The organism is Pantoea sp. S18 (genome assembly GCF_045689705.1).
In the GTDB taxonomy this organism is placed as follows: Bacteria; Pseudomonadota; Gammaproteobacteria; order Enterobacterales; family Enterobacteriaceae; genus Pantoea; species Pantoea symbiotica.
Genome location: NZ_CP142688.1, coordinates 2,987,164 through 3,008,774 on the forward strand (window position 1 = coordinate 2,987,164; position 21,611 = coordinate 3,008,774).

22 protein-coding genes are annotated in these 21,611 nt (G+C 52.8%); 8 read left to right on the plus strand and 14 right to left on the minus strand.

Translation table 11 applies throughout. The features are described from left to right. Position 1 precedes the first annotated feature (1 nt). From VIJ98_RS13755 to VIJ98_RS13775, 5 genes are all read right to left on the minus strand, one after another. Positions 2-1,000 carry a phage major capsid protein, P2 family gene (locus VIJ98_RS13755; protein WP_323274489.1) on the minus strand — a complete coding sequence of 333 codons (999 nt, stop codon included), beginning with the start codon at positions 998-1,000 and terminating at the stop codon, positions 2-4. A gap of 23 nt (positions 1,001-1,023) precedes the next feature. Then, entirely contained in the window at positions 1,024-1,863 is an 840-nt protein-coding gene (locus tag VIJ98_RS13760; RefSeq protein ID WP_323274491.1) for a hypothetical protein, read from the minus strand. 4 nt (positions 1,864-1,867) lie between these two features. After that, entirely contained in the window at positions 1,868-2,089 is a 222-nt protein-coding gene (locus tag VIJ98_RS13765; protein WP_323274493.1) for an AlpA family transcriptional regulator, read from the minus strand. Positions 2,090-2,569: 480 nt separating this feature from the next. Then, positions 2,570-2,881 carry a hypothetical protein gene (locus VIJ98_RS13770; RefSeq protein ID WP_407330284.1) on the minus strand — a complete coding sequence of 104 codons (312 nt, stop codon included), beginning with the start codon at positions 2,879-2,881 and terminating at the stop codon, positions 2,570-2,572. A 106-nt stretch (positions 2,882-2,987) separates the two neighbouring features. After that, positions 2,988-3,857: an AraC family transcriptional regulator gene (locus VIJ98_RS13775; RefSeq protein ID WP_323274495.1), complete on the minus strand. Its 870-nt coding sequence runs from the start codon at positions 3,855-3,857 to the stop codon at positions 2,988-2,990. Positions 3,858-4,037: 180 nt separating this feature from the next. On the opposite strand from VIJ98_RS13775, the gene VIJ98_RS13780 reads away from it, so the two are divergent. After that, positions 4,038-4,937 carry an EamA family transporter gene (locus tag VIJ98_RS13780; RefSeq protein WP_323274497.1) on the plus strand — a complete coding sequence of 300 codons (900 nt, stop codon included), beginning with the start codon at positions 4,038-4,040 and terminating at the stop codon, positions 4,935-4,937. Between the two features lie 38 nt (positions 4,938-4,975). On the opposite strand, the gene VIJ98_RS13785 is transcribed toward VIJ98_RS13780, so the two are convergent. Further along, entirely contained in the window at positions 4,976-5,215 is a 240-nt protein-coding gene (locus VIJ98_RS13785) for a hypothetical protein (RefSeq protein ID WP_008101313.1), read from the minus strand. A gap of 269 nt (positions 5,216-5,484) precedes the next feature. Here VIJ98_RS13785 and VIJ98_RS13790 point away from each other — a divergent pair, with 269 nt between their 5' ends. Further along, positions 5,485-6,702, plus strand: coding sequence for an MFS transporter (locus tag VIJ98_RS13790; RefSeq protein ID WP_323274500.1), 1,218 nt, complete (start codon positions 5,485-5,487; stop codon positions 6,700-6,702). A 514-nt stretch (positions 6,703-7,216) separates the two neighbouring features. Here VIJ98_RS13790 and VIJ98_RS13795 read toward each other — a convergent pair. The 4 genes from VIJ98_RS13795 to VIJ98_RS13810 all read right to left on the minus strand — a co-directional run bounded on the left by VIJ98_RS13795 (position 7,217) and on the right by VIJ98_RS13810 (position 9,808). Further along, the gene (locus VIJ98_RS13795; protein WP_154190406.1) at positions 7,217-7,498 is read right to left on the minus strand and encodes a membrane lipoprotein lipid attachment site-containing protein; all 282 of its coding nucleotides are present in this window, start codon (positions 7,496-7,498) and stop codon (positions 7,217-7,219) included. Positions 7,499-7,749: 251 nt separating this feature from the next. Continuing rightward, on the minus strand, positions 7,750-8,553 hold the full coding sequence (locus tag VIJ98_RS13800) for a hypothetical protein (RefSeq protein WP_008101321.1): 804 nt from the start codon (positions 8,551-8,553) through the stop codon (positions 7,750-7,752). Between the two features lie 9 nt (positions 8,554-8,562). Then, positions 8,563-9,015 carry a universal stress protein gene (locus tag VIJ98_RS13805; RefSeq protein WP_101763602.1) on the minus strand — a complete coding sequence of 151 codons (453 nt, stop codon included), beginning with the start codon at positions 9,013-9,015 and terminating at the stop codon, positions 8,563-8,565. A gap of 7 nt (positions 9,016-9,022) precedes the next feature. After that, positions 9,023-9,808 carry an IclR family transcriptional regulator gene (locus tag VIJ98_RS13810; RefSeq protein ID WP_323274502.1) on the minus strand — a complete coding sequence of 262 codons (786 nt, stop codon included), beginning with the start codon at positions 9,806-9,808 and terminating at the stop codon, positions 9,023-9,025. A 150-nt stretch (positions 9,809-9,958) separates the two neighbouring features. Here VIJ98_RS13810 and VIJ98_RS13815 point away from each other — a divergent pair, with 150 nt between their 5' ends. From VIJ98_RS13815 to ypdK, 3 genes are all read left to right on the plus strand, one after another. After that, positions 9,959-11,560, plus strand: a complete 1,602-nt coding sequence (locus VIJ98_RS13815; RefSeq protein WP_323274504.1) for an MFS transporter — start codon at positions 9,959-9,961, stop codon at positions 11,558-11,560. Between the two features lie 5 nt (positions 11,561-11,565). Continuing rightward, complete coding sequence (locus VIJ98_RS13820) at positions 11,566-12,594, plus strand: HlyD family secretion protein (RefSeq protein WP_323274506.1); 1,029 nt, start codon at positions 11,566-11,568, stop codon at positions 12,592-12,594. 203 nt (positions 12,595-12,797) lie between these two features. Then, positions 12,798-12,869, plus strand: a complete 72-nt coding sequence (ypdK, locus tag VIJ98_RS13825; RefSeq protein ID WP_099686956.1) for a membrane protein YpdK — start codon at positions 12,798-12,800, stop codon at positions 12,867-12,869. A gap of 41 nt (positions 12,870-12,910) precedes the next feature. Here the strand turns inward: ypdK and alaC are convergent, their stop codons facing one another. After that, on the minus strand, positions 12,911-14,149 hold the full coding sequence (alaC, locus tag VIJ98_RS13830; protein ID WP_008101332.1) for an alanine transaminase: 1,239 nt from the start codon (positions 14,147-14,149) through the stop codon (positions 12,911-12,913). Positions 14,150-14,267: 118 nt separating this feature from the next. After that, positions 14,268-14,792, minus strand: a complete 525-nt coding sequence (locus VIJ98_RS13835; protein WP_154155768.1) for a GNAT family N-acetyltransferase — start codon at positions 14,790-14,792, stop codon at positions 14,268-14,270. 306 nt (positions 14,793-15,098) lie between these two features. Between VIJ98_RS13835 and VIJ98_RS13840 the strand changes: the two genes are divergently transcribed. Together VIJ98_RS13840 and VIJ98_RS13845 are read left to right on the plus strand one after the other, a co-directional pair. Beyond that, positions 15,099-16,790, plus strand: a complete 1,692-nt coding sequence (locus VIJ98_RS13840) for a sensor histidine kinase (protein ID WP_308713947.1) — start codon at positions 15,099-15,101, stop codon at positions 16,788-16,790. Further along, positions 16,787-17,512 carry a LytTR family DNA-binding domain-containing protein gene (locus tag VIJ98_RS13845; protein ID WP_008101343.1) on the plus strand — a complete coding sequence of 242 codons (726 nt, stop codon included), beginning with the start codon at positions 16,787-16,789 and terminating at the stop codon, positions 17,510-17,512. The genes VIJ98_RS13840 and VIJ98_RS13845 overlap by 4 nt, the downstream gene beginning before the upstream one ends. A gap of 31 nt (positions 17,513-17,543) precedes the next feature. Here VIJ98_RS13845 and glk read toward each other — a convergent pair whose 3' ends face one another. Continuing rightward, a complete protein-coding gene (gene glk, locus VIJ98_RS13850; protein WP_008101345.1) occupies positions 17,544-18,509 on the minus strand; it encodes a glucokinase in 966 nt (321 codons plus the stop codon). Between the two features lie 160 nt (positions 18,510-18,669). After that, positions 18,670-20,322, minus strand: coding sequence for a thiamine pyrophosphate-binding protein (locus VIJ98_RS13855; protein ID WP_323274510.1), 1,653 nt, complete (start codon positions 20,320-20,322; stop codon positions 18,670-18,672). Positions 20,323-20,536: 214 nt separating this feature from the next. Here VIJ98_RS13855 and mgrA point away from each other — a divergent pair, with 214 nt between their 5' ends. After that, entirely contained in the window at positions 20,537-21,526 is a 990-nt protein-coding gene (mgrA, locus tag VIJ98_RS13860) for an L-glyceraldehyde 3-phosphate reductase (protein ID WP_008101348.1), read from the plus strand. Positions 21,527-21,611: the final 85 nt, after the last annotated feature.

A 21,611-nucleotide genomic window follows, 5' to 3' on the forward strand; every position in this document is an offset into this window, starting at 1 on the left:
TTTACGAGTCCTTTAACCTCAATGCATTCTCATCCATTGCGGCGTACATGAAACCATCACCTAATGCGTAACCTTCTTGACGTAAATAACTATGCTCATAGAGCTTCTTATCTTCATTAAAACCAGCTTTGAAAACACGAGTGCCTTTTTGCGTATAAATATGCAAGTTATCAAGCGTTGTTACAGCTAGACGACGTCCCGGCATAAAGGGAGGAACAAAAGCAAATCGGCCTGCAACTGAACTATTCAACATTTGAGCTGAAGCACGATCTGAGGGCGAAGCTGCACCATTGAATAATTTTAATCGCTCAGTAGCGGCAAGCTCCGCTCCAACCATTACCACCAGACGAGGATCTTCTCTGAAACCTTCTGGAATTAATTCATTAATCAAGAAAGAAGCAAGTGCGTCCAAATGCTTAAAATCACCAGTTTCTCCAATAGTTGCTGGTTTAGTGATGACCTGAGATCCGGAATTAAATTCACGCGCAATTGCGTGCCATCCTTTATTTACATCCTCGCCCTTGGGATTTTCATTTGGTTTTGTATCAAGGGCGGAATATTGACCATTAAAGCCAATTTTCAACATATCTAGAGTGAATGCACGAGAGAAAAAATCCGACATTTTTTGATTAAATTCGTCTTGAGTCCCACTGCCTGAGTTAATTAGTAATGACATTTTATCGTAGTTAATTGATGCACATGAATCAGTTTCGCTAAGCTCATAGACCGATCCATTAAGTTTTGTCGGGTTGCGGAAACGCCCCTCTAAGGCCCGTCCTGTATATAGTGAATTATCACCAACTGAAACAGCCTGACCATTTTCTTGCGCAACATCAGCAGTTGTAATTTGCTCCATCATCCAACTTGATTGCATCATTGCAACCCTCAACAGATTTTCAGATGGCTCAGAAATCTGAAATGAATTCCCAAACTTCTTAGCGTTGCTAACGAAATTTTGATGAAACAATTCCGCAGCATGCGGTTTAATGAATGCAGTCATAATGAAACCTTTGTTTAAATTTATTATTTACCGAGAAGAGAAAGTTTATTTTCTTTAGCCAACTCAACAGCCGCCATAGCGTCAGAATATTCACAGTGGGTCGTAGCTTGCCTCAGCACAAAGTTACCTTTTTTAAAGAATTCCTTGCAGTATTTATATCTATATTTCCATCCAGAATTCATAACTTGTACATCCTTAGATGGGGTGCACACACGATAGATTGAATCAATTGAATTGACTATATCTGTAACAACACTCCAAGAGTATTTGTAGATGTATATAAATCCTGTGCTATTTTCACCACTGTATGTTGAACTTGGAAGTCGTTCATTTGGAACCTTATTCAATATACCTACAGAGAATCGCACCTTGTCTTTATTTAACATATGCTCTACTAAAGGGCGCAATTTACCAAGTAATCCTTTACAGCAAAGCAGATTAAATTCAGCGTCTTTTAAACTACTCTCAGCTTGACTCACTTTTATACTCTGATTGAAATACTGCTCTTTGAGACTGAGGCCGCTTTTTCTATCTCCACCACCATTGTTTATATTAAGTAAGGCCGCCTTCTGGAAATCTAAATTCGACTTCTCTTGCGCATAATATTTGAGAGCATCACTAATTAATTCGTTTCCACGTTGAACCAATAACTCAATCTCATCAGAATCTGGTTTGATATTTAGATTGTCGACTCCCATTAAATCCAAAACAAATTCAATCTTATCTTTATTTTTAAAAAACAGTGACAACTCAAAAATTCGATAAACGTAGCTATTATCATTTGAACTTTTCGTATAGACAACTGACTGATAGTTTCTGACGTTAGAATCGAGAGGATCTTTACTATACGGCACATCGTTCATTATTTCATTTATTCCTTTTTTCCAAGTTAGATTTTATCCAATCCAAAATTTCAGATTCCACCCATGCTACTGACCTTTTCCCAATATTTACCTGTTGAGGAAATTCTTTACTCTTCATTTTTAAATAAATAGTAGTGCGTGGCACTCCTGTCATATCAACAACATCATGAATGCGTAACAACCTGCATTCTGGTAGGTGTAAAGAGTTACACGAAAAAGCATTCATTACTTATTACCTATTGGTTGTCTAGTTAAGTACGTTCTTGTCCAATAGCATTTCATTGGATGATTAAATCCTCGCATAAAAAATTTAATGCGTAAACGCCATCTAATTTCTCTAGAAGCAACAATAAATAATTAAGTTGGATATTAGCAGTGTTGAATATAGGTCAATGTTAATGAATGTTAGTGAGCAACTAACTAATGCTAACCAAATGTATACTCAAAATGCGTACAAAAAAATTGTAAAGTAACGTAAATATCATTCATGGGTTGGCAGATCGGCAGATCGGCAGATTGGCAGATTGGCAGATTGGCAGATTGGCAGATTGGCAGATTGGCAGGGCAAAATACGGTAAGAATGAAAGGCGTGTATAACAAGGTGTATAGAATTTAAAATTAGAACTGATTTATTATATTTATATCAATCAATTAATTCACAAGATCGATTCATGCAGGGGACACCAGATTCTCCTCGTTCTCCCGCTTAAAACAGCCAACGAGCCAGTGCCAGCGTCATGCCCGCAGTACTCAGCATCCCCGCGACTATCCATTTTGTCTGCTTACTTAATTCCTGGTGGATTCTCCCAATATCCTGATGCACTTTGCCGATCTCCTGATAAAGATCGCTCTTGGTGACGTAATTCGACTTGATCACCGCGATATCCATTTTCATTTCATGAATATCCGCTTCCAGCTTTGAAACGCGCTTTTCCATAATTACGGCCTCTCGTAACTTATCATTGTAATCAATGCGATAGAATAATATTCCTCCAAAGCATCCTACTCCAAAATCCATGGAAAAAATGCCTCACTGAGTGTGAGAGTACCTAACTGAGAGATGTGTTCAGAAAAAAACAGGGGTTATTGCAGCCGATTACATCGGTTTAAGAGTGAGATCGTAATCAGGCCTGATCGTGTCGCCATGCCGATGGCGTTACGCCGTGTAGCTGACGAAAGCGGTTACTGAAGTGACTTGAGGAGTGAAAACCGCAGCGCAGCGCGATTTCTGTTAGCGGTAAACGGCTGAATTTCAGTAGCTGCAACGCAGCATCCATGCGGCGGCGCATCACATATTGGTGCGGTGCCTCGCCTACGCTGCTACGGAACATGCGTGCAAAATGGTATTCGCTCAGCGCCGCTTCGGCGGCCAGTTGAGCCAGCGTTAATGGTTGATCGAGCTGCGCATCAATATACGCCATCACTCGCCGCAACACGGCGGGCGCCAATCCACCACGCACCTGCGGCGCTTGCCATTGCACATCGCTGTAGCGTTGCAACAGATGCGTCATCAACAAGGTTGAGGCGCTGCTGAGCATCAACTGATTCGCCGGCTGCTGCCAGTCGGTGCTCAGTAAGAAGTGGCGATAAAGTTGAGTGATACGATCGTCCGCCGCGAAGATCTTTTCATGCAGATTGAGCTGCGACGGACTGCGGTCCCAGATCTGTTCGCCCAGATGGCGCAGATGTTCATCGGTGCAGTAAAGATGCACAAACGACAAATCGGCACGAATATCCCACACCGATTCCACTCCGCTCGGCATCAGGCAAAAGCGATCCGGGCCACCGCCGTTGCGCCAGCCGTGCTGGGTTTTATGCCAGGTTTCATAGCCATCGGCGATATACAGGCTCAGGGTGTGATGATCGCTAAGATTGGTGACGCGATCGCCGCTGTTAAACCAGGCCGCCAGCTTAATGCCGCTCGACAACTGCACGCTGTCGCGCAGCTGCGCTTTGTGGCGCTGGAGCATATTGAAGGTCTGGTAATCGGCCATGGTTGATATCACTCGCAGTTCATGAGCGCCTAGTGTACGGATCTCCGCAGACAGAAAACAGGTCACAGCCGGACGCAAAAGTAAAAAGCGCAAGATTTTGCAATTGCCGCGCAAAAACGTGCAAGCCGCGCGTTGCTTTTCACGCCACACTGCGGGCCAGATTGTGTCGGAGAGTGCGTTATGAATGTGATGTTATACCTTGCCGTGGTGATGATTTGGGGAACCACGTGGATTGCCATTTTCCTGCAGCAGGAAGCGGCTGATACGCCGGTTCTGGTGGCAGTATTTTGGCGTTTCTTACTGGCGTCGCTGGTGATGCTGGCGATCCTCAAACTGCTGCGTCGGCTGCGAACGCTGGATAAACGCGATCATCTGTTTTGTCTGCTGCAGGGTTGCTGCGTGTTTGGCTTCAACTTTGTCTGCTTCTATCATGCTGCCGCGTGGATCAGCAGCGGACTGGAGTCGGTGATCTTCTCGATGGCCGTGCTGTATAACGCGCTCAACAGCTGGATCTTCTTCCGTCAGCGTCCTTCGTTTCGCCTGTTGCCAGCGGCGGTGCTTGGCCTGGGCGGCATTGTCGCGCTGTTCTGGAATGATATTCAGGCGGCGCATCCCGCTCCGCAGTTGCTGTGGGGCGTGGGCCTCAGCGCACTTGGCACGCTGGGCTTCTCCTTCGGCAATATGATTTCAATGCGCCATCAGCGCCGTCAGCTCGATATTCTGACCACCAATAGCTACGCGATGCTGTATGGCGCTTTGGTGATGGCCGCACTGGCGTTAGTGAATGGCGATTCACTGGCACCCGCGCTGAATATGCAGTGGTTAGGTGCGATGAGTTATCTGGCAATATTTGGTTCGGTATTGGGATTCGGCGCCTATTTCACGCTGGTAGGCCGCATTGGTGCCAGTCAGGCCGCTTACAGCACCTTACTGTTCCCGCTGGTGGCGCTGACGCTCTCCACGCTTTATGAAGGCTATCACTGGCATAGCAATGCAATTGTCGGGTTGGTGATGATTCTGGCGGGGAATATGGTGATGTTTGTACGCTGGCCGACGCTGGGTCGATTACGTACCGCCTAAATAACGAGAGCGGGCATTGCGCCCGCTCTTTTGTTCCTCTAACGCCAGCCCTGAACGCCGATATTGAGCTGGTGAGGTTTAGTTATGGCTTTTCTGGCAATCCAGTAAAGCAGGACGCGTTCATCATCTTTGTCGCGGTCGGCCATAGCCAGTAATTTCAGCGACAACGTGGATTTGTTCACTGGTTGATGCTCATCGCTTAACTCGATCACCGCCTGACCGATAATGCAGCAAACCTCATCCTCATTAGACGCGGATTCATATGTTCGGTCTTTCATATTTCCTCCTCTTGAATGAATTCTAAGCCTGGCAAACATCCGCGATTTTGCAGGCATTATGGCGCGATCGATACAAATGCTTACACATGGTTACCCGTAGCAACCGCTACGCTTTAAATGACATCACTTACTGTCATCACAATGTCATTCATACCCGTTTAGCTGCATTTCATGCCACTGTCGGGTTCATTCACGCCACGGTTTCCCCCGCACGCGCGAGAGCAACTTATTATCTCCACAGATTCCGCTTTCTCGAGTGAGAGATAAAAATGACAACAGCACCCCCCGCGAATTACCAACGTACCCGCACGTTGACCCTTATCGGCACCATTATCACGCAGTTCGCTTTGGGCTCGGTTTATACCTGGAGCCTGTTTAACGGCCCGCTGGCGAATAAACTGGATGCGCCTATCAGTGAAGTGGCGTTCTCGTTCGGTCTGCTCAGTCTTGGCCTGGCGATCGCTTCTTCGCTTGCCGGGAAATTGCAGGAACGCTTTGGCGTGCGCAACGTCACCATCGGCGCGGGCATTTTGATGGCGGTCGGTTTCTGGCTGACCGCGCATGCCGATAATCTGATGATGCTCTACCTCAGCGCCGGGATATTGGTGGGACTGGCCGATGGTGCCGGATATCTGATGACGCTGTCTAACTGCGTGAAGTGGTTCCCGGAGCGCAAAGGGCTCATTTCGGCCTGCTCAATTGGCGCTTACGGTTTGGGTAGCCTCGGCTTCAAATTCATCTGCGGCGCACTGCTGAGCGCACAAGGTCTGGAGAATACCTTCATGATCTGGGGCGTGCTGGCGATGAGCATGATCATTGTCGGCGCGTTACTGATGCGTGATGCGCCGATGCAGAAGAGCAGCGGCAATGCGCAGTTGGAAGCCAAAGATTACACGCTGGCGCAATCGGTGCGTTTACCGCAGTACTGGATGCTGGCGCTGATGTTCCTGACTGCCTGCATGAGCGGCCTGTACGTGATTGGCGTGGCGAAAGATATCGGTGAAGGCATGGTGCATCTTAGCGCGCAAACCGCAGCCAATGCGGTTACGGTGATTGCGATTGCCAACCTCAGCGGTCGTCTGATTCTTGGCGTGCTGTCGGATAAAATGGCGCGCATCCGTGTGATTACGCTGGCACAAATTGTCTCGCTGGTGGGCATGAGCATCCTGCTGTTCACCCATATGAACGAATCGACCTTCTTCCTCTCCTTAGCCTGCGTGGCCTTCAGCTTCGGTGGCACCATTACTGTGTTCCCATCGCTGGTCAGCGATTTCTTTGGTCTGAACAATCTGACCAAAAACTATGGTCTGATTTACCTTGGTTTCGGTATCGGCAGCGTGCTGGGTTCACTGGTTGCCTCCGCCTTTGGTGGCTTCACCGTCACCTTCAGCCTGATTATGACCTTGCTGGTGATTTCACTGGTGTTGTCGCTGAGCATCCGTCTGCCAAATCGCCAAAACGTGGCAGAACCTTTACTGCATAATTAAGTTCGCTGGGATGCCGTATCAATTTGCGGCATCCCTTTTCTTCACAATTGATCCACAATAAAGCGTTAATTGAGAACCACTATTATTAAGTCTTGCCTTTCGGAGTAATCTCGTTATTATTAGCAGGCATTCAGCTTATTCCGATTGGTTTATTTTACCCCGCGACTTTTTTAGCATTTAATTGACACACTCCGTAATACATTCAGCAATAACTCTACATTTCCTGCATCTTCACTCCACTATTCCCCTGTAATCTGGCGTCATTGGAACAGAGGAGGACTCTCCATGAAGAAAGTTATTAAGGTTGCATCGGTTGTAGCCATTATGACGATGTTGAGTGGCTGTATTATCGATCATCATCGTGGAGGCGGCGGCCCAGGTTGGGGCCATCATGGTGGCGGCGGCTGGCATCATGGGTACGGCGGCTATGGACACCGCAGATAGTTGGGCAAAGAACATACACAGCAAATAATAAGAAAATAAAAAGGGCGGGAAATTATCCCGCCCTATTTTTTTAGCTTTTTACCGCGTAATTACATTGATACCAGGCTTTCTTTAATCCGGGCAAATGGCTATTTTGCGACGGCAGTGATTCCACCTTATCAAATCCACGCTGACTGCAATAATTCGCAAGGTCGATCTCCATTGCGTCTTTATTCAGCGTATGCGGATCGTAACGATACTGCACGGTATTTGAGCTGGTATCTTCATCGACACGCTCAAATCCTCCTGGTTTGCTGACGCTACAGCCGGCCAGCATAAAAAGCGCCATTGCGCTAATAAGCATTTTTTTCATTAGGGTTTCCTCTAAAGCGTCGCAGTCTAAAATGCAACGCCGCGCTTATCTATAGGATTAAAGCGCGAAATGTCCGGGATTAGTGAAGCTTTTGCCAATCAAATCGATAAAACCAAACGGTTTCTCTTATCAACTCAGCGGTGCGATTATGTACCCAGACAAAACGAAGTCTGCACCACACCAGGTGAGTTAATAATAAACATACTGATAGTGACCTTCATGCCCGCGCTGAGCGGGCTTTTTTTTGCCTGCTAACCGGTAAGGCTGACCATCTTACGTAAAAGATTGGCCGCTTGTTTGTCAGGCAATGCGAGAATCCCGCTGTAGAGATCAATCGACATCGCGCACATTGCGCCGCGATCAACCGCGGTATCCGCCGGCATGTTCAGCTGTTGCAGCCGATCGCCCCACTTGCCATACAGCTTTTCCACCACGCTTTGCAGATCGCGCTGCGCCGCAGCCTGATCCAGCGGTTGTTCATTGCCGGTGCTTTGCTGTAGCAGCGTTTCGAGCGCCTGCGCATCGCGCTGATTCAATTCCGGTGACAGCACCTGTTGCAAATTGACGCCGCCATTCACCTGTGGATAGAGGAAACGGAAGCAGCGCTGCGGTTCCTGCTGCTGCAACGCCTGCATCTCCTCGACCGAGACGCGGATGTAGTCAATGATCGCCGCATCGCTGGCACGTGTCAGACGTTGATTGACCAGGTCCATCAACCAGCCGCGCATATCCCCCAGCGCCTGATCGGCGGGAACGCCTTCCAGCCGTTTATGCAGCAGTTCGCGATTGAGCAACTGCCACAATGCCGGTTCCTGAATTTTTAACAGACGATAACCGGGCGCGAGGCTGAGTTGGGTTGCCACCTCTTCCACCAGCGCCTGACGCTCCTGACGCGGATGCAGCCAGCTAAACCACAGCAGATTCGCCAGAATCAGCGGCAAGATAAACAACAGCACGCCTTGCCACAGTCGTAAAGAAGTGGTGCGCACCAGCAGAATAATAATGATCGCCAGCAGCGCGAACGCCGCTAGCGTAATCGGAAAAAGCGAGAGCATCGAACGGGGTTAATCCTTACGTACATCGATTAAAACGGGGCAATTGGCGCGCTCAATCACCGCAGCGCTGACCGACCCTTTCAGCAGACGATTAAACGGCGACAGATGACGGCGTCCCATGATGATCATGCTGGCATGCAAAAGTGTGGATTGCGCCACAATAGTTTCCGCCGCTTCCCCCGCCAGAATCAAACCTTTTGCCGCCACGCCCGCGCGCAAAAGCGGCGCCAGCGCATGACGCACCACCATTTCGGCGGTGTTCTGCTCATCTTTCGCCGCCACAAAGTCATCCGGGTCTTCACCGGCATCAATCTCAATCGGTTGATTGCAGGAGGAGTAAGCGGGATCGACGCAGCACAGCACCGTGACCTGCGCCTGATGCGCCAGCGCCTGTTCAATGGTCAACGCAATCACTTTTTCCGCCACCGGAGAGTTATCGATGGCCATCAGCAAGGTTTTCATCAGTTGGTTATCCTTCCACAGCGGTCATTTTGCCAATTTCACGAATCAAGGCGTCTTTGCACTTGATGATTTGCTCACGATAGTGCGCTTCCTGCTTATGAAAACGCGCCGTCGGCACCAGCAATGAGATGGAGAAGCGGCCAAACAGCGTATCAATGGCAACCGCCATAGTCGAAATGCCCTCCAGCGTCTCACCGCGATCGATCGCCAATCCGCTGGCGCGCACTTCGGCAATCAGCTCCAGCAATTGCGGCAGGGTTTTCACCGTCATCTCAGTTAACTCTTTATAGGCTTCGCCCACCATCACGCGCACATCTTCATCGCTCTCCAGCGCCAGCAACGCGCGGCCGCCCGATGTGCTGTAAAGCGGCAGATTCAGTCCAATGCGCGGCACCACACGCAGTTCGCGCGAGGCCACCACATAATGCACGATCGCCAGCTGCGTGCCGCTGGCCCGCGCCAGCGATACCGTTTCATTGATTTCGGCAGAGAGTTGTTCGAGGAACGGACGCACGACTTCCACCACGTCGCTGTGCACGCTGGAGATCAGCTTGAGCAACGCCGGACCGAGACGTAAACCGCCGGCACCGCTGCTGCGTACCAGCTGTGCGCTGTCCAGTGCGCCAATAATGCGCTGCACCGTTGAGCGCGGTAGATCGACCACCTGCGCAATTTCACCCAAACTCATGCCGCCGGGATGCTCACCCAGCGCATTCAGAATTTTTGCCGCACGCGCGATGACCTGAATGCCACCCGCTTTTTCATCCTCACGGCTTGAGGGAAGTTCAACCATGATGCGTTCCTTTTTGGCCTGCCCTACTTTAACGCGAATGATCGCACTTTTGCACCCTGTATCACATTGCAATACAGCATATCGATATGTAAGATGCCATCTGTATCACATCGCAATACACTGCATCAACAATATAACGAGAAGCCTGCTATGAACGCCCAGCCAATTGCGGCTCCGGCACCCCATCCGTTTACTCTGCGCCTGGCGCTGGGATTGGTTGGCGTGCTGATTGCCGCGCTCACATCGGGATTAAACGATCGCGTCACCGATATCGCGTTAGCCGATATCCGCGCCGCCATCGGTATCAGTTACGATCAAGGCAGCTGGATTATCTCCGCGTATCAGGCTGCTGAAGTGGCGGCAATGATGATTGCGCCCTGGTTCGCCGTTACCTTTTCCTTGCGCCGTTTTGCGCTCACCGTTTCCGCCGGTTTTATGCTGAGCGGCCTAATGCTGCCGCTGATGCCCAATGCCACGCTATTTATCGCCTTGCGCGTGGTGCAGGGATTGTTTGGCGGTGCGCTGCCGCCGATGCTGATGACCGTTGCGCTGCGCTTCCTGCCGCCGCCGATCAAATTATACGGTTTAGCGGGTTATGCGCTGACTGCCACCTTCGGCCCGAATATGGCCGCTTCGCTGGCAGCATTCTGGACCGATGACGTCAGCTGGCTATTTGTCTTCTGGCAAGTGGTGCCGGCCATGCTGATCGCCATGCTGCTGATTAGTTGGGGTATACCGCAAGATCCGCTGCGCCTTGAGCGTTTCAAACAGATCGATCTGTTTGGCATGCTAACCGGTTGTTCCGGTATGGCGCTGCTGATTCTGGCACTGACGCAGGGCGAGCGGCTCGACTGGCTCGAATCGCCGTTATTCAGCGGCCTATTATTCAGCGCGCTGGCGTTGCTGACTGTGTTCTTTATTAATGAATGGTTTCACCCGCTGCCGCTGTTCAAATTGCAGATGCTGGGACGGCGCAATCTCGCGCACGGCTTGCTGGTGCTGGCGGGCGTGCTGATTCTGTCGCTGTCTGGTTCGGCGCTGCCGTCGGCCTATCTGGCGCAGGTGCAAGGTTTCCGCACGCTGCAGTTCGCCCCGCTGGCGTTAACCATCGGCTTGCCGCAGTTGCTGATCGCCCCTTTTGTTGCCGCGCTGCTGAATATTCGCTGGGTGGATTGTCGCTGGATGTTGACGGCGGGCGTGGCGCTGTTGGTGACGTCCTGCCTGATGGGCATGCACATCACTACTGATTGGGCGCGGCAGAATTTCTGGCTGATACAGATTCTGCAGGCGTTTGGTCAGCCGATGGTGATTTTGCCAGTGCTGATGAGCGCCACCAGCGTGGTCGCGCCGCCGGAAGGCCCGTTCGCCTCGGCGATGTTCAACACCGTGCGCGGCTTCTCCAGCATCGCCGCGGGCACACTGGTGGAGTGGTTTATCAGCCACCGTGAAAAATTCCACTCCAACGTGCTGGTCGATAGCGCCGCCAGCCGTGCGTGGCTGATGACCGCACCGAATAGCGCGCAATCCAGCAGCAGCTTGCCGTTGCTGCCGGATGGCAGCGCCAGCAGCGCGGAAAACCTCAGCGGCTTCGCCACCTTGCTGAAACAGCAGGCGATGGTGCTAAGCCTGAGTGATTGCTACCAGATGCTGATTGCCTTCGCCGCCCTGCTTTTACTGTTAACCGCCTGGCTGCCGAAACGCGTGTGGCCACCACAAACACTGATTCAACCTGTTACGACGACGTCGAGATAATTGATATGCAAGCTTTTGCTCTGAAAAGAACGGTGCTGTTGAGCGCCTTATTACTGGTGTTATTGGCGATGGCCTTTTTTGTCTGGTCATCGATGACCGGCAACGATCATCGCACCACCGATGCCTATGTGAATGCCGATTACACGCTGGTTGCGCCAAAAGTTTCCGGCTACATCGCCAGCGTCAACGTGCAGGATAACCAGCGCGTGAAGGCCGGCGAACTGCTGGCCACGCTCGACGATCGCGACTACCGCGTAGCGTTAGAAACCGCACAGGCTAATTTGCAGGTCAGCGAGGCCAAGCGTTTGAGTAGCCAGGCGCAGCTGGAACAGCAGCAATCCACTATCGACCAGGCGAAAGCCACGTTAGCGGCGAGCCAGGCTTCAGCGCAGTACGCCGGACAGAGCGCTGCGCGTTACAACCAGCTGTATAAAAGTGGCACCATCGCTGCAGACGATCAGCAAAAAGCCAACTCAACGCAGCGTTCCGCCTCAGCCACCGTGCGCCAGAGCGAAGCAGCGCTGGCTTCTGCCGTCAAGCAAGTTGGCGTGCTGCAAGCCGCAGTGCGTCAGGCCGCAGCCGATGTTACTGCCGCGCAGGCCAGCGTCGATCAGGCACAGCTCAATCTTTCCTATACGCGCATTGTGGCGCCGGTGGATGGCATGGTCGGCCAGCGTTCAGTGCGTCTCGGCGCCTACGTTAGCGCGGGCACGCGTTTGCTGGCGGTGGTGCCGTTGCAGCAAACCTATATCACCGCAAATTATCTGGAAACGCAGCTGGCGGATGTGCAGCAAGGGCAGAAAGTGAACGTGAAGGTGGATGCCTTGCCGGGCAAGGTATTCAGCGGTCGCGTTGATAGTATTGCTCCGGCAACGGGCGCGACGTTTTCCGCCATTTCGCCTGACAATGCCACCGGTAATTACACCAAAGTAGTGCAGCGTTTACCGGTGAAAATTGTGCTCGATGAGAACCAGCCGGATCTGGCAAAACTGCGCGTGGGAATGTCGGCGATACCGGAGATTGAGACCCGCTGAAAATGTGAGCGATATCTCAGAAGCGGCCTATTTATTTTTGGGACAAATCCGCGTAAATTAGCCCTCGATCCTGTTCCGGGCTTGCCTGGAGCGACCTGAGAAGAAAGCGTGTAGCGCTGATGAACTCCACCTTTCTCTTATTCTGTTCGGGTTACGCGGGTTTGGGATCGCCCGCCGGGTAGCCGCTCAGAGGAGTTGTTTTTGTGAGATACGCTTTGATGGGAATTTCTTTCTTCCTGTTGCTTTGGGTCGGTACCTTTGTACTGATGCTGTAGAGCCGCCAGGCGGGGCGACGCTGAGTCGCCCCACTTACTGGTTATTCCTCTTCTTCTTCCAGCGCTTTCACCGTTCCCGGCAAAATGCCATCGGCACGGAACATCGATTTAATCCCCCGCACCGCCTGACGAATACGATCGCTGTTTTCAATCAGCGCGAAACGCACATGGGTATCACCGTAATCACCAAAACCGATGCCTGGCGAGACGCACACTTTGGCTTCCTGCATCAGTAATTTGGCGAACTCCAGCGAGCCAAGATGCGCGTAGTGATCGGGGATTTTCGCCCAAACGTACATCGACGCCTTCGGCAGATCGACCATCCAGCCCGCTTCGTGCAGGCCTTTCACCAGCACATCACGGCGGCGTTTGTACTGCTCAGCGATATCGCGCACGCACTGTTGATCGCCTTCCAGCGCCGCAATCGCCGCCACCTGTAAAGGTGTGAAGGTGCCGTAATCGTGATAACTCTTGATACGCGCCAATGCGGAAACCAGCTCTTTGTTACCGACCATAAAGCCGATACGCCAGCCGGCCATGTTGTAGCTTTTCGACAGGGTAAAGAATTCCACCGCCACATCGCGCGCACCCGGCACCTGCATAATCGACGGCGCTTTCCAGCCATCGTAGGTGATGTCAGCGTAGGCGAGATCGTGAATGACCAACACGTTGTACTGCTTTGCCAGCGCGATGACGCGCTCGAAGAAGTCGAGCTCAACGCATTGCGCCGTAGGATTCGACGGGAAGCCAAGAATCATCATCTTCGGTTTGGGATAGCTTTCACGAATTGCTCGCTCCAGCTCGTTGAAGAAATCAACGCCCGCCACCAGCGGGACAGAACGCACCTGCGCGCCGGCAATCACCGCGCCGTAAATGTGAATCGGATAGCTGGGATTCGGCACCAGCACAGTGTCGCCGTGATCGAGCGTGGCCAGCATCAAGTGCGCCAAACCCTCTTTGGAGCCGATGGTGACAATCGCTTCCGATTCCGGATCGATTTCTACCTGATAACGGTCTGCATACCAGCGCGAAATCGCGCGACGCAAACGGGGAATGCCTTTCGAGGTTGAGTAACCGTGCGTGTCTTCGCGCTGCGCCACCTGACAAAGTTTTTCAACGATATGCGGCGGCGTAGGGCCATCCGGATTACCCATCGAAAAATCGATGATGTCTTCGCCGCGCCGACGCGCAGCCATCTTCAATTCAGCGGTGATGTTAAAAACATACGGAGGAAGGCGTTCAATACGCGAGAAACGACGGGGTGTGCTGTTATCAGCCATGATGTCCTCTGGTTTACGTAAGCGCCCGGACCGTCCGAGCGACGTGGGTCACTGTGGTGACCGCACCAAGAACATAACGCGCTGATAACAAGATTGTCGAGAGCGGAATAAAATAATTTTAATTATTTAGATTCAGGCGGCCAAACACCCAATCGCTTACCCATTGGCCGTTTAGCAGATAATTATCCCGTAACGTCCCCTCAAGGGCGAAACCATTCTTCTCCAGAATGCGGCGCGACGGCCAATTCCCCTCAATCACCATCGCTTTTAACTTATGAAATTCTGCCTGCAGTAAAAACTGGCACAGCGCGTCGAGCGCTTCACTGCCATAGCCCAAGCCGGTAAACGCCGCGCGCAGCATGTAACCCACTTCGGCCTGACGATACGGATGCCATTCGGCGCTACAGCCAAACAACCCAATCGGCTCACCGCTTTCCCGGATGCGCGCCACCAGACACAGCATATGAAAACTGCTCGCCTGCCACGGCGCCAAACGCTCGTTAAAGCGTTGACGGATATCGTTTTCATCCGGGATTTCACTGACCCACGTCATGGTGGCGGCGTCCTGGTGTACCGCTTTGAAAATCTGCCAGTCTTCTGGCTGAAGCCGGCTGAGGGATAAACGTGGAGTGAGTAATTGCATGGTTGAGCTCCCATTTTTTTATACGGCAACATAGCAAACCGGCGTATTCACAACCAGCGATCGGCGCACGCTTTCGCTAATCCTCTTTTTGTTAGTCAAGTATTCCTCTTTTCGGGAGGTCGCCATGAATGGCGACCCTACAATGGCGGAGTACGATTGCCATTTATGGCGACCTGCATGTTAAAAATTGATCCTGGCTACGAGAAAGGTCTGCAGATTGCCTTGGCGCTGGCGGATCGTGATCACATTTTTTATCATAGCCTCCCGTTTCTTGCCTGAGAGATGCCCTTGCCTTCCCACTTCGACATGCTGCTGGCGGTTTTTGACCGCGCGGCGCTGATGCTGATTTGCCTGTTCTTCCTCACTCGTACGCGGGTGTTTCGTCAGCTGCTGCAAAAAGATGAGCATTCGGTGCGCGAAAAAGTGGTGGTGACGGCAATATTCTCGCTGTTTGCGCTATTCAGCACCTGGTCGGGGATTAATGTCGACGGTTCGCTGCTCAATGTGCGTGTGATTGCGGTGATGTCCGGCGGCATTCTGTTTGGTCCTTGGGTGGGTATCGCCACCGGGGTTATTGCCGGTTTGCATCGCTATCTGATTGATATGGATGGTGTCACGGCGGTGCCTTGCCTGATCACCAGCATCATTGCCGGCATCGCTTCGGGCGTGATTAATCGCCGGGTGAGTAAAGAGCAGCGCTGGCGCGCCGGTATTCTCGGCGGCATGTTGTGCGAAAGCCTGACCATGCTGCTAATTGTGCTATGGGCCAAGCCGATGACGCTGGGCCTGGCGATTGTGTCCGAGATTGCGCTGCCGATGATTCTGGGCGCATCGAGCATCGGTTTAATCGTGCTGCTGGTCCAGAGCGTTGAAGGTGAGAAAGAGGCGATTGCGGCGCGTCAGGCCAAGCTGGCGCTGGAGATCGCCAACAAAACATTGCCGCTGTTTCGTCAGGTTGATAGCCAGTCACTGCATAAAGTGTGTGACATCATCCGCAGCGACATTCACGCCGATGCGGTCGCCATCACCAATAATAAACAGATCCTCGCTTACGTCGGCTACGGCGAGCAGAACTATCACAATGGCGATGATGCCATCAGCCCGACCACCGCGCAGGCGATCGCCAGCGGCAAAATCATCATCAAGAACAACGATGAGGCGCACCGCACCAAAGATATTCACTCAATGCTGGTTATTCCCCTTTGGGAAAAAGGGGAAGTGACCGGCACGCTAAAAATCTATTATCGCCGTGCGCATCGCATCACCGGTTCGCTGAAAGAGATGGCGATTGGGCTGTCGCAAATCATCTCCACCCAGCTGGAAGTGTCGCGGGCTGAGCAACTGCGCGAGATGGCGAACAAGGCTGAATTACGTGCGCTGCAGAGCAAAATTAACCCGCATTTTTTATTCAACGCGCTGAATGCCATCTCCTCATCGATTCGCCTTAATCCAGATACTGCGCGCCAGTTGGTGATCAACCTGTCGCGTTATCTGCGCTACAACCTCGAACTCAACGATGACGAGCTTATCGATATCAAGAAAGAGTTGTGGCAGGTGAAGGACTACATCGCGATTGAGCAGGCACGTTTCGGCGACAAGCTGTCGATGATTTATGACGTGGATGAAGATCTGCACTTCACGCTGCCCAGCCTGCTGATTCAACCGCTGGTGGAGAACGCCATTGTGCACGGCATTCAGCCTTGTCGCGGCAAAGGCGTGGTAACGCTGAGCGTGAAAGATTTGGGCGATCGTGTACGCGTCGCGGTGCGTGATACCGGCGACGGCATCAGCGAGGATGTGATGAGCCGCGTGGCGCGTAATGAGATGCCAGGCAACAAGATTGGTCTGCTGAATGTGCATCATCGCGTAAAATTGCTCTCTGGTCAGGGTTTGGTTATCACCCGCCATCATCCCGGCACTGAAATCGCCTTTACGCTTAGCAAGAATGGTCAGCCGCTACCTGCGCCGCTGCGCCCTACCACGGAAACCACCACGTGAAAGCCATCATCGTTGAAGACGAGTTTCTCGCCCAGCAAGAGTTAAGCTGGATGATTCAGCAACACAGCCAAATCAGCGTTGAGGCCTGCTTTGATGATGGGCTGGAGGTGCTGAAATATCTGCAGAACCATCGGGTGGATGTGATTTTCCTCGACATCAACATTCCGTCGCTGGATGGCATGCTGCTGGCGCAAAACATCAATCAGTTTGCCCATAAGCCGTTGATTGTGTTTATCACCGCGTGGAAAGAGCATGCGGTTGACGCGTTTGAACTGGACGCCTTTGACTACATTCTCAAGCCGTATCACGAGTCGCGCATCATGACGATGCTGCAAAAACTTGAAGCCAGCGCCCAGCAGCAGTCGCAACCGCAAAACGCGGCGGCCAGCTCGCCGCAAACCGTCAACTTAGTGAAAGATGAACGCATTATCGTCACCGATATCAACGAGATCTATTATGTTGAGGCGCACGAGAAGCTGACGTTTGTTTATACGCGGCGCGAAGCCTATGTGATGTCGATGGTGATCAGTGAGTTTTGCAGCCGTTTGCCGGAACAGCAGTTCTTCCGCTGCCATCGATCTTACTGCGTCAATCTGAGCAAGATTCGTGAAATCGAGCCGTGGTTTAACAATACCTATTTGGTGAAGTTGCGTGATTTGGATGCGCAGGTGCCGGTGAGTCGCAGCAAGGTGAAAGCCTTTCGGCAGTTGATGAGGTTATAAGGCGAACGGCGGATGCCGCTCGCCTGAGTGCTTACAGTTCGCGGCCCAGCACCTGACGCAGGTGCGCACCGGCGCCCAGCAAGCCCGGCTGATCGTGAGTGATCATATACACCGGAATATCGACCAGGTAATCGCGGAAGCGACCTTTATCTTCAAACGCCGCGCGGAAACCGGACGCTTTAAAGAAGTCAAGGAAGCGCGGCACGATACCGCCGGCAATATAAACGCCGCCGAAAGTGCCCAGATTCAGCGCCAGGTTGCCGCCGAAACGACCCATAATGACGCAGAACAGCGACAGTGCGCGGCGGCAGTCGATGCAGCTGTCTTGCAACGCGCGCTCAGTAACATCTTTTGGCTTGAGGTTTTCTGGCTCACGCTCATCAGACTTCACGATGGCGCGATAAAGATTGACCAAACCGGCACCGGACAGTACGCGTTCAGCCGAAACGTGGCCAATCTCCGCGCGCAGCACTTCGAGAATTTCACCCTCTTCTTCGCTGTTCGGCGCGAAGTCAACGTGACCGCCCTCGCCCGGCAAGCTGATCCAGCGCTTATCCACGTGCACTAAATGGCTGACGCCGAGGCCGGTGCCGGCACCGTAAATCGCGATAGGCTTGCCTTCAACCGGCGCTTTGCCGCCAAACTGAATCACTTCCTTTTCGCTCAGCATCGGAATCGCCATCGAAACGGCGGTGAAATCATTGATGATTTCCAGGCTTTCCAGCGCCAGATTCTCTTTCATCACTTTGGTCGAGAACGCCCAATCGTGGTTGGTCATCTCTACCCAATCGCCGGTGATCGGACAGGCAATGGCGATACAAGCGTGCTTAATGTCCTGTTTTTGCTCGTCAAGATAGTGACGGATCACCGCTTCAAGATTGTCGTAGTCTGATGTTGAGAAGGTTTGGGCTTGGGAGATAGCACCGTTTTCTACCTCACACAATGCGAGACGGGCATTGGTACCGCCCACATCGCCGACCAGGGCGTATGTTGTCATTCTTCTGCTGCTCCGCTTGGGTCATAAACAATTGCAGGACACTATAAAAGCCTGCCAATAAAACAACAACGCCCACCTGCACGATGGGCGTAATCCATTTAAAGATGCTGCACAGCCTACCGATCGCCTGCCCGACTTCCCAGCGGCAACTTTCCGAAATTTAGCCACTATTACGCTGATGCAGTGCGGCGGTGACCTTACGCAGCAGCGGCGGCAAGTCCTGTTTGTCCATCACCACTTCCACCAGCGACAGACGACGATTCCGCATTAATTGCTCCATCACCGCGTCCAGCTGCACTGTTTCGCGGACGCGCCAGCTCTGCGCCGCGCACTCTTGGCTCAGCGCCTGCGGCAGCGCGGTCCAGTTCCATTGCGCGATATCGTTGTAACGTTGCTCAGCACCGTGAATCGCGCGCTCAACCGTGTAACCATCATTGTTAATCAGGAAAATGATCGGCTGCTGGCCGTCGCGTAGCATCGAACCCAACTCCTGAATCGTCAGCTGCGCGGAGCCATCGCCAATAATCAGGATGACCCGACGATCCGGCTGCGCGGTTTGCGCACCAAAGGTGGCGGGTAAAGTATAGCCAATCGATCCCCACAGCGGTTGCACCAGCAATTGCGCATCCTGCGGTAAACGCAGCGCCGCCGCACCAAAGGCCGCAGTGCCTTGATCGGCGAGGATAATATCACCCGGCTGCAGGAAGCGCTGCATCGCCTGCCAGAATGCCTGCTGACTGATTACCGCCGCAGCAATTTGCTCACTTTCTTCGCACTCCGGCGCATCCGCCAGCCGCCAGTGCGCACAGTGACGCTGATAAATCGGCGTCAGTGCCGCCAGCGCCTGCTGCATGCTTAACGGCGCAAACACCTCGCCAGCGACCGTGGCCTGAAACGGCTGCAGATCGATCACACGTTCGGCGGGCAGATTTTGCGTGAAGCCGGCGGTTAAGGTGTCGGTAAATCGCACGCCGACGCACAGCGTGACGTCGGTATCTTCGATCGCCTGGCGCACCGCATCGCTGCTGCCTTGCGCGGCGTAAGTGCCGACGTAACCCGGCTGCTGCTCGTTGAGTACACCTTTGCCCATCAATAAGGTGGCGGCAGGAATCGCGCGCAGCTGGCGCAATGCCTCAAGCTGCGGCTGCAACTGCCAGCGCGCGGCAAGGAAATCCGCCAACAGCGCCACGCGCTGCGCCGGTGCCAGCAAACGTTCTGCCGCATCGGCAAAGGCTGCGGCAACCTGCTGATGGTTATCTGCGACTGTAATTTTTTCCTCTGGCAGCGAAATCTCAGCCGCCGCCACATCCACCGCCAGCAATAAATAGCCGGGACGATGTTGCGTTAGCGCCTCGCTGATAACGCGATCGATCTCCGCCACCGCGTTCTCCGCCGTCAGCACCGCAGATGCCACACTGACTTCCTGCGCCATTCGCAGGAAATGACCAAAATCGCCATCACCCAGCGAATGGTGCACGCAATCGCCCTGCTGCTGCGCCTGACTCGCGGGCGCGCCAACGATATGAATCACCGGCACATATTCGGCATAGCTGCCGGCGATGCCGTTGATAGCGCTAAGCTCGCCGACGCCAAACGTGGTCAGCAGTGCCGCCGCACCGTTACAACGCCCGTAGCCATCTGCCGCATAGGCCGCATTCAGTTCATTGGCGCAGCCAACCCAGGCAATTTCGGGATGCGCAATCACACTGTCGAGGAATTGCAGGTTGTAATCGCCCGGCACGCCGAACAGATGTCGGATGCCGCTTTGCTGTAATCGGTGCAGTAAATAATCGCCAACGTTGGGGGTTTTCATCGACAGCTCCTTGTTAAGGGGATAATCAGGAGTATTAGCGATGTGGCTGAATTGGCGAGATATTCACCATCGTGTGGTGCTGATTTGTGGCAAGCATTCGTTACGACGACAGATAATTCTGTAAGTTGCGATCTTCGGCGCGTTTCGCCTTAGTGTAAACGCATACACTGCTATGCTGATGTCACTTTCTCCCCTATTGAGACAGGAACGCTGCATGAGTGCTTTTCCCCATCCCGAACGTTATCAACAGATGCAATACCGTCGCAGTGGCCGTAGCGGCCTGAAGTTACCGGCGATTTCGCTGGGTTTGTGGCATAACTTTGGCGACAGTACGCGCGTCGATAACAGCCGTGAACTGCTGCGCCACGCCTTTGATCGCGGCATCACCCATTTCGATCTCGCCAATAATTACGGTCCGCCGCCGGGATCGGCTGAATCTAACTTTGGTCGCATTCTGCGCGAGGATTTTCAGGGACTGCGCGATGAGCTGGTGATCTCAACCAAAGCCGGTTACACCATGTGGGACGGTCCGTACGGCGATTGGGGTTCACGCAAGTATCTGATTTCCAGCCTCGATCAAAGCCTGAAGCGCATGGGATTAGAGTACGTTGATATCTTCTATCACCATCGTCCCGATCCCGAAACGCCGCTGGAAGAGACCATGCGCGCGCTGGATCAGGTGGTGCGTCAGGGCAAGGCGCTGTATGCCGCCATCTCTAACTATCCGGCAGACAAAGCCGCCGAGGCGATTGCGATTCTGCGCGACCTCGGCACGCCATGCCTAATCCACCAGCCGCGTTATTCGATGTTTGAACGTACGCCAGAGCAGGGTTTGCTGGATGTACTGGGCGACAACGGCGTTGGTTGCATTGCCTTCTCGCCGCTGGCGGGTGGCGTGTTAACCGACCGCTATTTGCAGGGCATTCCGCAAGATTCGCGCATCGCCAGCGGCAGTAAGTTCCTGAATGAAAACCAGTTGACGCAAGAGAAGATGGAAAAAGTGCGTCAGCTGCAGGCGATTGCCCAACAGCGCGGCCAGAAGCTGGCGCAGATGGCGCTGAGCTGGGTGCTGCGCGATGCACGTGTCACTTCGGTGCTGATTGGTGCCAGCAAAACTGCGCAAATTGATGATGCGGTTGAGATGTTGAGCCAGCCGGTGCTGAGCCAGGACGAGATCGACGCCATCCACAATATCTTAGTGTAAACGTTTACCCGCCCGGCATTTGTCGGGCGTTTTCCGCAGCAGAAAATTCTCATTTCAGATTTCCCTCAGCGTTTTCAGACTGATT

Bases quoted from the DNA above. Each gene is read 5' to 3' on its own strand.
- VIJ98_RS13820 (WP_323274506.1), top strand. From the start codon at position 11,566: ATGCAAGCTTTTGCTCTGAAAAGAACGGTGCTGTTGAGCGCCTTATTA.
- VIJ98_RS13770 (WP_407330284.1), bottom strand. From the start codon at position 2,881: ATGGATTTTGGAGTAGGATGCTTTGGAGGAATATTATTCTATCGCATT.
- alaC (WP_008101332.1), bottom strand. From the start codon at position 14,149: ATGGCTGATAACAGCACACCCCGTCGTTTCTCGCGTATTGAACGCCTT.
- VIJ98_RS13810 (WP_323274502.1), bottom strand. From the start codon at position 9,808: ATGGTTGAACTTCCCTCAAGCCGTGAGGATGAAAAAGCGGGTGGCATT.
- VIJ98_RS13765 (WP_323274493.1), bottom strand. From the start codon at position 2,089: ATGAATGCTTTTTCGTGTAACTCTTTACACCTACCAGAATGCAGGTTG.
- VIJ98_RS13815 (WP_323274504.1), top strand. From the start codon at position 9,959: ATGAACGCCCAGCCAATTGCGGCTCCGGCACCCCATCCGTTTACTCTG.
- mgrA (WP_008101348.1), top strand. From the start codon at position 20,537: ATGAGTGCTTTTCCCCATCCCGAACGTTATCAACAGATGCAATACCGT.
- VIJ98_RS13780 (WP_323274497.1), top strand. From the start codon at position 4,038: ATGAATGTGATGTTATACCTTGCCGTGGTGATGATTTGGGGAACCACG.
- VIJ98_RS13835 (WP_154155768.1), bottom strand. From the start codon at position 14,792: ATGCAATTACTCACTCCACGTTTATCCCTCAGCCGGCTTCAGCCAGAA.
- VIJ98_RS13790 (WP_323274500.1), top strand. From the start codon at position 5,485: ATGACAACAGCACCCCCCGCGAATTACCAACGTACCCGCACGTTGACC.
- VIJ98_RS13760 (WP_323274491.1), bottom strand. From the start codon at position 1,863: ATGAACGATGTGCCGTATAGTAAAGATCCTCTCGATTCTAACGTCAGA.
- VIJ98_RS13855 (WP_323274510.1), bottom strand. From the start codon at position 20,322: ATGAAAACCCCCAACGTTGGCGATTATTTACTGCACCGATTACAGCAA.
- VIJ98_RS13775 (WP_323274495.1), bottom strand. From the start codon at position 3,857: ATGGCCGATTACCAGACCTTCAATATGCTCCAGCGCCACAAAGCGCAG.
- VIJ98_RS13800 (WP_008101321.1), bottom strand. From the start codon at position 8,553: ATGCTCTCGCTTTTTCCGATTACGCTAGCGGCGTTCGCGCTGCTGGCG.
- VIJ98_RS13805 (WP_101763602.1), bottom strand. From the start codon at position 9,015: ATGAAAACCTTGCTGATGGCCATCGATAACTCTCCGGTGGCGGAAAAA.
- glk (WP_008101345.1), bottom strand. From the start codon at position 18,509: ATGACAACATACGCCCTGGTCGGCGATGTGGGCGGTACCAATGCCCGT.
- VIJ98_RS13840 (WP_308713947.1), top strand. From the start codon at position 15,099: ATGCTGCTGGCGGTTTTTGACCGCGCGGCGCTGATGCTGATTTGCCTG.
- VIJ98_RS13795 (WP_154190406.1), bottom strand. From the start codon at position 7,498: ATGAAAAAAATGCTTATTAGCGCAATGGCGCTTTTTATGCTGGCCGGC.
- VIJ98_RS13755 (WP_323274489.1), bottom strand. From the start codon at position 1,000: ATGACTGCATTCATTAAACCGCATGCTGCGGAATTGTTTCATCAAAAT.
- VIJ98_RS13785 (WP_008101313.1), bottom strand. From the start codon at position 5,215: ATGAAAGACCGAACATATGAATCCGCGTCTAATGAGGATGAGGTTTGC.